The sequence below is a fragment of the Nonomuraea sp. NPDC049695 genome, assembly GCF_040674955.1.
In the GTDB taxonomy this organism is placed as follows: domain Bacteria; phylum Actinomycetota; class Actinomycetes; order Streptosporangiales; family Streptosporangiaceae; genus Nonomuraea; species Nonomuraea helvata.
This window is the reverse complement of record NZ_JBFANV010000003.1, coordinates 242,250-254,174: the sequence shown is the minus strand read 5'-3', so window position 1 is coordinate 254,174 and position 11,925 is coordinate 242,250. Positions and strand designations below refer to the sequence as shown.

Below are 11,925 nucleotides of genomic sequence, written 5' to 3'. Positions count from 1 at the left end.
TCGGTGTCATGAGCTTCGTACCTCCTGGCACCGGCTGGCCCGAGGATCCGGCGACCGCTGACACCCCGGTCGCGCTCGACCCCGCGGACGTGCGCCGCCTCGCCGCCACCAGCGGCACCCTCGCGGAGCTCACGGCCTGCCAGTCGGTCTGCCGTGCCTGCCCCCGCCTGGTGGAATGGCGCGAGCAGGTCGCCGACGTGAAGCGGCGCGCGTTCGCGGACCAGACGTACTGGGGCCGTCCGGTCCCCGGATGGGGTGACGAGCAGCCGCGGATCCTGATCGTCGGGCTGGCCCCGGCCGCCCACGGGGGCAACAGGACCGGGCGCATCTTCACCGGTGACCGCAGCGGCGACTGGCTGTTCGCCTCGCTGCACCGCACCGGGCTGGCCGTGCAGGAGACCAGCACGCACGCGGGCGACGGGCAGGAGCTCATCGGGGCGCGGGTGCTGGCGTCGGTGCGCTGCGCGCCGCCCGCGAACAAGCCGACGCCCTCGGAGAAGGCCGCGTGCTTCCCGTGGATGGCGCGCGAGGTGCGGCTCGTCGCGCCGTACGTGCGGGTGGTGGTGGCGCTCGGCGGGTACGCCTGGCAGGCCGTGTGGCCCGCGCTCAAGGACGCCGGTTACGAGCTGCCGCGCAGCAGGCCGCCGTTCGGGCACGGCGCCGAGGTCGAGATCCGGTACGCCGGGGCTCCGGTCACGCTGGTGGGCTGCTACCACCCCAGCCAGCAGAACACGTTCACCGGCCGCGTCACCGCCCAGATGCTGGACGACGTCTTCACCAAGGCCAGGTCACTGGCTGTGTGACGCGTTGCACCACCCCCGGGTTGGATTCATCAAGAGCGCTTGACGTAAGCTTGTGAATGCTTTCACAAGCATTCCACGAGGGATGGGGCCTCAGGATGAACAAGCACATCTTGATCGTCGGCGGTGGATACGTCGGCCTGTACACAGCGCTCCGGCTGCAGCGCAAACTCCATCGGGAGCTGCGCGGCGGCGAGGCACGCATCACGATCATCGACCCCCAGTCCTACATGACCTATCAGCCCTTCTTGCCTGAGGCGGCCGCGGGTAACCTCTCGCCCAGGCACGTGGTGGCGCCGCTGCGGCGGATCCTGCCCGACGTGCAGATCCTCAACGGCACGGTCACCAAGATCAACCACTCTGACCGCACGGTCACGTTCAAGCCGGCCGAGGGTGAGCCGCGCCAGGTGGCCTACGACGTGATCGTGATGGCCGCCGGATCGATCTCGCGTACGCTGCCCATCCCCGGCCTCACCGACATCGGCATCGGCTTCAAGAGCGTGGGAGAGGCCATCGCGCTCCGCAACCGCGTGCTGCACCTGCTCGACCTGGCCGAGTCGACCGACGACCCGGAGGTGCGGCGCAGGGCGCTCACGTTCGTCGTGGTCGGGGCCGGCTTCGCGGGCGTCGAGGCGCTCGCCGAGCTCGAGGACATGGCGAAGGACTCGACGCGCTACTACCGCAACATCAGGCCGTCGGACGTCCGCTGGGTGCTCGTGGAGGCCACCAAGCGGGTGCTGCCCGAGGTCGGCCCCGAGATGGGCAAGTGGACGCTGGAGCAGCTGCGCGAGCGCGGCATCGAGGTCAAGCTCGAGACCCGGCTGGAGTCCTGCGTCGGCGGCCACGTGATCCTCTCGGACGGCTCGGAGTTCGACGCGGAGACCCTCGTGTGGACGGCCGGCGTCAAGCCCAGCCCCGTCGTGAACGACAGCGACCTGCCGCTCGACGAGCGCGGCCGGATCAAGGCCACCGCCATGCTCACGGTCGCCGGCGTCTCAGACGCCTTCGCGGCCGGAGACGCCGCCGGGGTGCCCGACGTGACGAACCCCGGCCAGTTCTGCGCCCCGAACGCCCAGCACGCCGTCCGGCAGGCCAAGGTGCTGGCCGACAACATCGTCCGTCACCTGCGCGGACAGCAACTGGTCGAATACCGCCACAAGTATGTCGGATCGGTGGCCGGTCTGGGCCTTCACCAAGGCGTCGCCAATGTCTATGGAGTCAAGCTTCGCGGATTCCCTGCATGGTTCATGCACCGCACCTACCATCTGTCGCGGGTGCCGACGCTGAACCGCAAGGTACGTGTCGTCGTCGATTGGACCCTGGCCCTGTTCTTCAAGCGGGAGACGATCTCGCTGGGTGAGATGGAGCACCCGCGTGAGGACTTCAGGGCCGCGGTCGCCACGACCCGCCGCTAGCCCACGCAAGGCAGCGCCCCGGTGAGCCTCGCCGGGGCGTTTTCGGCACCCCTGGTCGCAAGCGGAAGGGGTACCACGCGTGGGGCTCTCAGCGGTGACCGTGCTCGGCGTCGACCGGCCCGGCGTGATCGCCGCAGTCACCGGTTCGCTCGCCGACTGCGGCGCGAACATCCAGGACTCGACGATGACGTTGCTCGGTGGCCACGTGGCGATGATGCTGCTGGTGTCGGGCGATCTGGACTCCGCCGAACTCCTGAAACGTCTGTGCGCGCCCGACCTCGTGGTGACCGCGTCCGCCATCGAGGCCCAGCGTCACTTCTGCGAGGAGGGAGGCGGTCTCGGCTACGTGCTGACCGTGCACGGGCCCGACCGGCCGGGGATCATCTCGGCCATCAGCGCCGTGCTGGCCGAGGACGGCGGCAACATCACCGGGATGAGCACCAGGCTCACCGGCCGCCTGTACGTGCTGATCGCCGACGTCGAGCTGCCGAAGGAGGTGGACGTGGCGGCGCTCATGCGCAGGCTGGCGGCCGTCGGCGCCTGCCTGGACTCGGAGATAACCTTCCGCCCCGTCGAACCGGACCTGTTGTGAGCGAGCGGAGCGAGCGAACCATTAGACGCAGCAGTTTGCTCACAGGACCGACGAAGGAGGGCCTGTGAGCGGGAGGGGCGGCGGCCCGCTCCGGGCGGTGGTCGGCGGCCGCAAGGGGACCCCGCGCGAGATACTCGGCGCCCCTCACCCTCTCCTGTCCGCGACGACCGAGCCGGTCGATCCGACCGCCCCCGAGGTCGTGGCCGCCGCCGCCGACCTTCTCGCAACTCTGCGCCGGGAGACCTCCACGCCCGGCCTGGCCGCCCCTCAGATCGGCCTGAGCTGGCGCCTGATCGCCTTTGACACCCGCCTGCACCCCAGAAGCCGTTCGTGGGCCGGAGAGCTCGTCCTGGCCAATCCACGGCTCGCCAGCGCCTCCCACTGGGATCCCGGGCGGGAGGGGTGCGCGTCCATCCCAGGGCTCACGGCGGACGTCCCCCGCGCGAGCCGCATCACCGTACATGCGCATTTGCCAGGTACGGGCGAGCCCGTCACCATCGAAGCGGATGCCCTCGAAGCCCGCTGCATTCAGCACCAACTGGACCATCTGGACGGCCTACTCATCTTGGACAGAGTGCCTGGAGCTCTATCACTTCACCGCAGACTTCACAGTTGTGACTCTTGATGCGAAGTTGTGCTCTCCTGAAGGATGGTCTTTTCGTATGATTGCGGCGCCCCCGTAGCCCAATGGCAGAGGCAAACCCCTTAAAAGGGTTGACGTGCGGGTTCGAATCCCGCCGGGGGCACTTGCCGTCTTCACCGCCTTTGGGTCCCTGACCTGGAGGTTTACCGCGATCGTCGGACAGCCTCGCGCCGGCCGATATCGAGTCGTTATGGAATCGGCCACTCGAGGGCCGCAACGCCCCTGGTGGCAGGGGATGCCGCCGTCGGCGCCGAGCCGGTCGAGCCGCTCCTGGAGGGGGCGAGTAAGCTCATGTGGGCGTCGTTTGCTTTTCACCTCTGACCATATTGACAGGGCGCGGTTTTTCTGCATCTTCCGGCTTCTCCGGGACGTTTCTTTCTGTGAATGCTTGACTACAGCATTACTGCCGGTCTTTTCGTGCGGACGGACAGTAAAAGGCGCTCGGGGCCGTCCGCCCGCCGCGGAGCCTGGATGATCTTGAAACTGGCCGGATGACCTTGGGAACTCGGCGGTGGGCCCGTTCGTTGACCACGCTGCCGAAGTCCCAAATGAACATCGATCGACACGCCAGTTGACCAAGGTGCCGCTGCGCCCCGTAGGCTCGGCGTCACAGGAGGCAGCGATGGAGAGCAAGAACCCCGTTTTCAGCAGGTCGCGGCAGCAGCCCGCGGGCTGGGCCGGGCCGACACCGTCACCCGACCAGTTGCAGAACATGTACGACGCCCCGTCGTACGCGACCCCCACCCGGCCCGCTTACCGCACCATGACACTTGACGACGTCGTCGTGCGCGGGTTCCTCACCCTCGGGGTGCTCGTCGTGGCAGCGGCCGCGGCGTGGATCCTCAACGTCCCGCCCATGGTCGCCGTCGGCGCCGCCATCGTCGCCCTGATCCTGGGGCTGATCGCCTCGTTCACGCAGAGCACCAACCCGGCGCTCATCCTGGCGTACGCCGCCTTCGAGGGGGTGTTCCTCGGCAAGATCAGCTCCGTCTTCGAGGGACAGATCAGCGGCATCGTGCTGCAGGCCGTGCTCGGCACGGCGTTCGCGTTCGGCGCGGTGTTGACGGTCTACTCGTTGCGGGTCATCCGCGTCACGCCCAAGCTGGTGAAGTTCGGCCTCGCCGCGGGCATCGCGGCGCTCGGGCTGCTGCTGGTCAACATGATCGTCGGCATCTTCGCCGACGGCGGTCTCGGCCTGCGCACCGACAGCCCGATCGGCTGGGCGTTCAGCATCGTCATGATCCTGATCGGCTGCTTCTTCCTGCTGCTCGACTTCGACTCGATCGAGCAGGGCGTCCGTCAGGGCGCGCCGGAGAAGTTCGCCTGGCAGTGCGCGTTCGGCCTGACGCTGAGCCTGGTCTGGATCTACCTCGAGGTGCTCCGCTTCGTCAGCTATTTCACGAGCAGCGACTGATCGTCCACCTCCGCGTAACCCCCGAGGGCCTCGCCGTTCCGGCGGGGCCCTTTGCCGTGGGCGACCGAAAATCTACGTGCCGTCACAAAATGATGCCTGGTTGGGGGGTTGCCATTCGGGCGTGGGTGTTGCAGGGTCGAGACCAAGGACCGTTATCCGCGGAGGTGCCCATGTCCTTGAACCACTCACCGGAGACGCAGACAAAGCTCATCGCAAGGGTCCCATCCATCACGGGACGCGAACTCCCAGAGTGGTTTCAAGCCATCGACAACGGCCCGGCTTTTCTGAGGTGCGACGAACGGGCCAACTGGCTCGCGGACGAGCACGGGCTATCCCACGGCTACGCCGCCGCGATCGTGCACGAGCACGAGCGGCACCGCCGTAACCGCATGGGCTTCATCTAAGCCCATCCATCCCCGCGCCCGTGCTCCAAGCGCGGGCGCGTCATCATGGCTGGATGGATCTCGACAAGGCACTCGCCTTCCTCCGCACCAACCACCACGCCGTCCTCCTCACCAGGCATCGCGATGGGCGCCCGCAGATGTCGCCGGTGACCGCGGGGGTGGCGGGTGACCAGATCATCATCAGCACCCGGGAAACGGCCGTGAAGGTGCGCAACGCCCGCCGCGACCCGAACGTCTCGCTCTGCGTCTTCACAGACGGCTTCTACGGCAACTGGATCCAGGTGGACGGCACGGCCGACCTCCTGTCGCTCCCGGAGGCCATGGAAGGGCTGATCTCGTACTATCGGGACATCTCAGGCGAGCACCCGGACTGGGACGACTACCGCGCCGCCATGATCCGCGACCGCCGGCTCCTCCTCCGTATCACCCCGACCCACGCGGGCCCGGACTTCCACGGCTGACTCCACCCGGAGCCCCGCACCGCGGGGCTCCCGGGCCAGACACAGTCGGGTGAAAACTCAGCTCAAACGCTCAAGGATCATCGCCATGCCCTGGCCGCCCCCGACGCACATCGTCTCGAGGCCGATGGACCTGTCGTGGTGCTGGAGGCTGTTGATCAGCGTGGACGTGATGCGCGCCCCCGTCATCCCGAACGGGTGCCCCACCGCGATGGCCCCGCCGTTCACGTTGAGCCGGTCCAGCGGGATCCCCAGGTCCCGGTAGGACGGGATGACCTGGGCCGCGAAGGCCTCGTTGATCTCCACGAGGTCGATGTCCTCGATCGCCATCCCCGCCCGCGCGAGCGCCTGCTTCGAGGCCTCCACCGGCCCCAGGCCCATGATCTCCGGGGACAGCCCCGTGACGCCGGTCGAGACGATCCGGGCCAGCGGCGTGATCCCCAGTTCGGCGGCCTTGACGTCGCTCATCACCACGACGGCCGCCGCCCCGTCGTTCAGCGGGCAGCAGTTGCCGGCGGTCACCGTGCCGTCGGGCCGGAAGACGGGCTGCAGGGTGGCGACCTTCTCGTACGTCGTCCCCGCCCGCGGCCCGTCGTCCTTCTCCACCACCGTCCCGTCGGGCAGCGTCACCGGCGTGATGTCCTTCGCCCAGAACCCGTCGGCCAGCGCCTTCTCCGCCAGGTTCTGGGAGCGCACCCCGAACTCGTCCTGATCCCGCCGCGTGACCCCCTTGAGCTGGGCGAGGTTCTCGGCGGTCTGCCCCATCGCGATGTAGATGTCGGGGACGTCGCCGTCCTCGCGCGGGTCGTGCCAGACCTTCCCGCCCTCGCCGAACGCCTTGGTACGCGCCACGGCGTCCGTGAAGACCGGGTTCTGGGTGTCGGGCAGCGAGTCGGAGTTGCCCTTGACGAACCGGGACACCGTCTCCACCCCGGCCGACACGAACACGTCCCCCTCGCCCGCCTTGATCGCGTGGAACGCCATCCGCGTCGTCTGCAGCGACGAGGAGCAGTAACGCGTCACGGTCGTGCCTGGCACGTTGTCGAGCCCGAGCATCACCGACACCACCCGGGCCATGTTGAACCCCTGCTCGCCCCCAGGCAGCCCGCACCCCAGCATGATGTCGTCGATGGACGAGGGATCGAGCTGGGGCACCTTGGCCAGCGCCGCCTGGATCATCTGCACGGTCAGGTCGTCGGGGCGGATCTCCTTGAGCGAGCCCTTGAAGGCCCGTCCGATCGGGGAACGCGCGGTAGCGACGATGACTGCCTCGGGCATGGCCCCTCCTTTGTCGGTGCTACAGATAGAACTATATTCGGGTCCTATCCGTACATACCCGGAGCGGCTGCGGTTTGGTCGTTGACGGCGTGGATGGCCCCCTTCTCGTCCCGCCACAGCCGCCACCCGTCCTGGCTGCCCGTGAACCAGGGGGGCGGCACGACCTCGCCCTGGACCCGCTTACCGGTGGCGAGGTCGTACTCGCAGACGGCGGCCGTCGAGTAGAACCCCGGCGCCTGCCCGCGCAGCGGCAGCGGCTTGGGGTCGGTGACGCAGAAGGACCAGCCGCGCTCCTCCTCGACCGGCACGGGCTTGCCGGTGGCCAGGTCGAACGCCGACCCCTTGGCGTTGTGCTTGAGGAAGCCCAGCTTGTCCATCCGGTCGGGGAAGGCCAGCCACCAGCCGGAGCCGGGGACGTCGGCCGCGGTGATCTGCCCGAGCACCCGGCCGCTCTCCGACTCCAGCCGGGCGAACCCGCCGTAGGCCCCCTGGCGGTCGACGGGGCGCACGACGGGCGCGTAGCCGGGGTTGCCGCTGGGATAGACGCGTACGACCGAGGGACGCATCCAGTTGACCGTGCCGTCACCGATCTTGATGGAGAAGAGGCCGAAGGCGGAGACCTTCTTGGTCTGCGGGTTCGTGTAGGGGGCGACGTAGCCGACCAGGTCATCGCCTGTCGCGCCGAACGCCCACCCGCCCGACATGTCGACGCCCGGCCCGAGCGCCTGCTCGATCGGCTGCTGCCACTGGAGCTTGCCGGTCTTGAGCTCGTACGACTCGACCATGGGATTGGCGGCCAGCCTGAGGAGCAGGACCCGGGCCTGGTCCGACCCCTCCACCTCGGAGATCCCCGGCAGCTTCCACAGGAGCTTGCCCGTGAGCGGGTCAAGCACCACCGTGCGGGCCTTGGCCAGGGCGGTGTGCTCGGACACGCAGACGTACGGGCCGCAGCGCTGCGGTCCGAACGTCGAATGCATCGGCCTGGTCCACTTCTGCGCCCCGGAACGGGCGTCGCGGGCCACGAGGGTGGCGTTCCAGTGGCCGCTCTTGGCCGGGTCGAGTGCGACGACCACCCCCTGGCCCTGGGAGGTCTCCACGATCGCGGGGGTCGAGACGCCCATGCCGGGCAGGCGGCCGGCCATCGTGGCCGGGTACGCCCACAGCCGCCTGCCGTCGCGGAGGCCGACGGCGACGGTCTCGAGCGTGCCGTCGGGCTTCATGGAGGTGGTGGCGACCACCCCGCCAGCGACCGCCATCCGGCTGACGACGTTGACCTGGGTGTTCTGCCAGGTCGGGAAGGTCGTGGTGGTGGCCGCGTCGCTGCCGGAGCAGGCGGTCGCGGCGAGGGTTCCTACGAGGGCTCCTGCGAGGGCGATGGACGGTTTCCTGGGGGGCCGCTGCACGGGCAATCCACTCCAAAGAGGACGAGGAGTGGCGACTCCGGCGCGCAGAGTGACCGGCACCGGGCGCGTCTCGCCCCGATCGAGCCTGAGCGCGGGACGTCAGGCGTCGTCGAGGGTCTCGTCGAGCCTGGGCGTCAGACGCCGGGCGTCGTTGAGCGTCACGCCGAGCCGCCGGCGGAGCAACGTCGCCCACTTTCCGTGCAGGCCCGTCGCCCGCCCGTCGACCCTGGTCGCGGTGACCTCGGTGCCGGGCTCCTCCGCGGCCGTAGCCGCCGCGAGGTAGATCGGTTGCAGTGCTTCGCCACGTGCGGGCCGCGGCTCAGGCCACAGCCCCAACGCAGCGCACACTGACGGTAGCACCGCGTTAGCGGCCTGCGCGTAACCTCGGGCAGATGGATGGAAACGATCCGGTCCGAACATTTCTGTCGGATTTGTATCGAACTCCGGGCCCAGGACGTCGGCGAACGCCACCGTACGCCCGCCCGCGTCCACCACCGCCACCGTCTGCGCCGCCGCCAGCTGGCGGCTCCAGCGCCGCGTCACCCAGCGCAGCGGCTGCGCGATGGGCCGCACCGTGCCGAGGTCGGGACAGGTGCCCACGACGACCTCGACGCCCGCGTCACGCAACCGCCGCACGGCCTTGGTCAGATGGCGTACGGCGGTCGCGGGCGGCGTCTGCGTGATGATGTCGTTGGCCCCCACGAAGATCACCGCAACGTCGGGCTCCATGGTCAGGGCATTGTCCACCTGCTCGCCCAGCTCGGCCGACGGGGAGCCGGACTTGCCGACGACGAGCAGCTGCACCGGGCGCTCGGCCACCGAGGCCAGGCCGTGTGCGAGCCGCGCGCCGGGGGTCTCGGCGGGGTCCTCCATGCCGAGTCCGACCGAGGTGGAGTCGCCGAGCATGGCGAGCTTGAGCGGCTCGCCGGGGAAGTCGCCGTAGGTGCCGTCCGACGGCGGCCCGTCCAGCCCGTGCGGGCGCCCGATGGCCTTGCGCGCGAGCATCCCTTCTGCGATCAGCAGTCCGTACGCCGTGGCGCCGAGCGCTGTGAGCCCGCCGCCGCCGAGTGCCGCCGCGGCGGCGATCTTCCGTGCCGCGCGCGCCATACCAGCTGGCCAGACCACGCTTCGTGCCTCCTAGTCGAACTCAGCGGTAGCGTTTGCTTGAAAGTAGTCGAGGGCCTGCCACCCCCACTGGATCTCGGCCACGGACAAGCTGACCAAGCTTCGGTAAAGAAGGTGAACACCTCGGTGCGCGTTTACGATTCCCTGGTCGATCTGATCGGGAACACTCCGCTCGTCCGGCTGCACAAAGTCAATGCGGGGCTCTCCGCACAGGTGCTGGCCAAAGTCGAGTATCTCAATCCGGGTGGCTCGGTCAAGGACCGCATCGCCGTACGCATGATCGAGGCCGCGGAGGCGTCGGGCGCGCTGCGGCCCGGCGGTGTGATCGTCGAGCCGACCTCCGGCAACACCGGCGTGGGGCTGGCGATCGTGGCTCAGCAGAAGGGGTACCGGTGCCTCTTCGTGGTGCCGGACAAGGTGGCCCAGGACAAGATCGCGGTGCTGCGGGCGTACGGGGCGGAGGTCGTGGTCTGCCCGACCGCCGTCTCGCCCGACCACCCCGACTCGTACTACTCGGTGTCCGACCGGCTGGCCCGCGAGGTGCCGAACGCCTGGAAGCCCGACCAGTACTCCAACGTCAACAACCCCGACTCCCACTACCACTCGACGGGGCCGGAGATCTGGGAGCAGACCGAGGGCCGGATCACCCACTTCGTGGCGGGCATCGGCACCGGCGGCACGATCAGCGGCACCGGCCGCTACCTCAAGGAGATCTCGGGCGGCCGGGTGAAGATCATCGGGGCTGACCCCGAGGGCTCGGTCTACTCGGGCGGCACCGGCCGGCCGTACCTGGTGGAAGGGGTCGGGGAGGACATCTGGCCCGCCACGTACGACACCAAGATCTGCGACGAGATCATCGCGGTGTCGGACAAGGAGTCGTTCAACATGACCCGCCGGCTGGCCCGCGAGGAGGGGCTGCTGGTCGGCGGATCGTGCGGGATGGCGGTCGTGGCGGCGCTGCGCGTGGCGGCCACGGCGGCGCCCGACGACGTGATCGTCGTGCTGCTGCCCGACGGCGGCCGCGGCTACCTGTCGAAGATCTTCAACGACGACTGGATGGCCGACTACGGCTTCCTGACCGAGTCCTCCGACGAAGGACTGGTCGGCGACGTGCTGGCCAGGAAGGGGCCGGGGCTGCCGGAGTTCGTGCACGCGCATCCGCACGAGTCCGTGAGCACCGCCATCGCGATCATGCGCGAATACTCGGTCTCCCAGCTCCCGGTGATGAAGGAGGAGCCGCCGGTCATGGCGGCCGAGGTGGTCGGCTCCATCGTCGAGCGCGACCTCCTCGAAGCGCTCTATCACGGCAGGCTCTCCTCCGACGACCCGATCGCCGATCACATGTCAGCGCCGCTACCCACGATCGGTAGTGGTGAACCTGTGGCTCGTGCGGTTGAAGCGCTGGAGAAGGCCGATGCGGCGGTCGTGCTGGAGGACGGCAAGCCATCGGGCCTGATCACGAGGCAGGACCTGCTCGCCTTCCTCGCCAACCACTAGGGCTTTCTGATCGACTCGATCACGGTGCCGAGCCCTTCGTGGCCGCGGCCCTCGGCGTCGGCGCGCTCGAACAGCGCCTTGAGCGCGCCCGGCACCGTGGTCTCCAGCCCGGCCTCGGCCAGCGCCTCCACGGCGTGGCCGATGCCGACGGCCTGCATGTGCAGGGAGTTCTCCCCGCCCGGGTGCACACCGGCCTCGAACTCCTCGGCCAGGATCTTGGCGTACCCCATGGGGCCCTCGCCGCCCAGCTGGGTGAAGAGGTCCCGGGCGAACGGCAGGAACTCCATCGGCGAGGTGCCGGCCGTGCGCAGCATCGCCATGGCGTGCATGAAGCTGGTCAGGCTGGACCAGAAGATCAGCAGCTGGGCCTGGTAGTACATCATCGCCAGGCCCTGGTCCGGCCCGACGTAGGTGACCGTGCTCAGCGCCTCCAGGGTCCCCGCGTGCCGGTCGAGGACCTCCTTGGGGCCGCTGTAGAAGGTGTACGCCCCCGGCTGCCCGATCCCGGGCGGCGGGACCATGATGCCCGCCGTGATCAGCGTGCCGCCGCGCTCCTCCACCCACCGGGCCGCCCCGCGCAGCGCCTCCGGGGTGTCGGAGCTGAGGTTGACCACCACTTTCCCGTCCAGCCTGGCGTCGCCGAGGCTGTCGTACATCGCCTGGTAGCTGATCTGGCTGACCACCAGCAGCTCGCCGTCCGCCGCGCTCGCCGCCTGCCTGGCCCCCTTGGCGACCAGCGGCGCTGCCTTGCTCGCCGTACGGTTCCACACCGCCACCTCGTGCCCGGCGGCCAGCAGCGTCTCTGCCATCTTCGACCCCATCGGGCCGAGTCCCACGACTGTCACTTGACTCATGCCCACAGCCTCCGACACGCCGCTACGGAAATCCTTCGGCCC

Annotated in this window: 12 protein-coding genes and 1 tRNA gene; 9 read left to right on the top strand and 4 right to left on the bottom strand. The window is 69.1% G+C overall.

Annotated elements, in window-relative coordinates:
- Nucleotides 1-8: 8 nt before the first annotated feature.
- The 8 genes from AB0J64_RS04705 (at nucleotide 9) to AB0J64_RS04670 (ending at nucleotide 5,729) form a co-directional block, all read left to right on the top strand.
- Nucleotides 9-803 carry a uracil-DNA glycosylase gene (locus AB0J64_RS04705; RefSeq protein ID WP_364020588.1) on the top strand — a complete coding sequence of 265 codons (795 nt, stop codon included), beginning with the start codon at nucleotides 9-11 and terminating at the stop codon, nucleotides 801-803.
- A 95-nt stretch (nucleotides 804-898) separates the two neighbouring features.
- A complete protein-coding gene (locus AB0J64_RS04700; protein ID WP_364020585.1) occupies nucleotides 899-2,215 on the top strand; it encodes an NAD(P)/FAD-dependent oxidoreductase in 1,317 nt (438 codons plus the stop codon).
- Nucleotides 2,216-2,294: 79 nt separating this feature from the next.
- The gene (locus AB0J64_RS04695; protein WP_345002185.1) at nucleotides 2,295-2,807 is read left to right on the top strand and encodes an ACT domain-containing protein; all 513 of its coding nucleotides are present in this window, start codon (nucleotides 2,295-2,297) and stop codon (nucleotides 2,805-2,807) included.
- Between the two features lie 64 nt (nucleotides 2,808-2,871).
- Complete coding sequence (locus tag AB0J64_RS04690; protein ID WP_364020581.1) at nucleotides 2,872-3,432, top strand: peptide deformylase; 561 nt, start codon at nucleotides 2,872-2,874, stop codon at nucleotides 3,430-3,432.
- 48 nt (nucleotides 3,433-3,480) lie between these two features.
- Nucleotides 3,481-3,553, top strand: a tRNA-Leu gene (locus tag AB0J64_RS04685).
- A 519-nt stretch (nucleotides 3,554-4,072) separates the two neighbouring features.
- Nucleotides 4,073-4,864 carry a Bax inhibitor-1/YccA family protein gene (locus tag AB0J64_RS04680; protein ID WP_364020578.1) on the top strand — a complete coding sequence of 264 codons (792 nt, stop codon included), beginning with the start codon at nucleotides 4,073-4,075 and terminating at the stop codon, nucleotides 4,862-4,864.
- A gap of 170 nt (nucleotides 4,865-5,034) precedes the next feature.
- Nucleotides 5,035-5,268, top strand: a complete 234-nt coding sequence (locus tag AB0J64_RS04675) for a DUF4287 domain-containing protein (protein WP_185068609.1) — start codon at nucleotides 5,035-5,037, stop codon at nucleotides 5,266-5,268.
- A gap of 53 nt (nucleotides 5,269-5,321) precedes the next feature.
- A complete protein-coding gene (locus AB0J64_RS04670; protein ID WP_364020575.1) occupies nucleotides 5,322-5,729 on the top strand; it encodes a PPOX class F420-dependent oxidoreductase in 408 nt (135 codons plus the stop codon).
- A 57-nt stretch (nucleotides 5,730-5,786) separates the two neighbouring features.
- On the opposite strand, the gene AB0J64_RS04665 is transcribed toward AB0J64_RS04670, so the two are convergent.
- The 3 genes from AB0J64_RS04665 to AB0J64_RS04655 all read right to left on the bottom strand — a co-directional run bounded on the left by AB0J64_RS04665 (nucleotide 5,787) and on the right by AB0J64_RS04655 (nucleotide 9,532).
- Nucleotides 5,787-7,004 (bottom strand): acetyl-CoA C-acetyltransferase, encoded by a 1,218-nt coding sequence (locus AB0J64_RS04665; protein WP_364020571.1) that lies wholly within the window; start codon nucleotides 7,002-7,004, stop codon nucleotides 5,787-5,789.
- A 44-nt stretch (nucleotides 7,005-7,048) separates the two neighbouring features.
- Complete coding sequence (locus AB0J64_RS04660) at nucleotides 7,049-8,407, bottom strand: PQQ-binding-like beta-propeller repeat protein (protein ID WP_364020568.1); 1,359 nt, start codon at nucleotides 8,405-8,407, stop codon at nucleotides 7,049-7,051.
- 99 nt (nucleotides 8,408-8,506) lie between these two features.
- On the bottom strand, nucleotides 8,507-9,532 hold the full coding sequence (locus AB0J64_RS04655) for an SGNH/GDSL hydrolase family protein (protein WP_364020565.1): 1,026 nt from the start codon (nucleotides 9,530-9,532) through the stop codon (nucleotides 8,507-8,509).
- Between the two features lie 126 nt (nucleotides 9,533-9,658).
- On the opposite strand from AB0J64_RS04655, the gene AB0J64_RS04650 reads away from it, so the two are divergent.
- Entirely contained in the window at nucleotides 9,659-11,029 is a 1,371-nt protein-coding gene (locus AB0J64_RS04650) for a cystathionine beta-synthase (RefSeq protein ID WP_364020561.1), read from the top strand.
- On the opposite strand, the gene AB0J64_RS04645 is transcribed toward AB0J64_RS04650, so the two are convergent.
- Nucleotides 11,026-11,883 (bottom strand): NAD(P)-binding domain-containing protein, encoded by an 858-nt coding sequence (locus tag AB0J64_RS04645; RefSeq protein WP_364020557.1) that lies wholly within the window; start codon nucleotides 11,881-11,883, stop codon nucleotides 11,026-11,028. The two genes, AB0J64_RS04650 and AB0J64_RS04645, sit on opposite strands and share 4 nt — an antisense overlap.
- Nucleotides 11,884-11,925 lie beyond the last annotated feature (42 nt).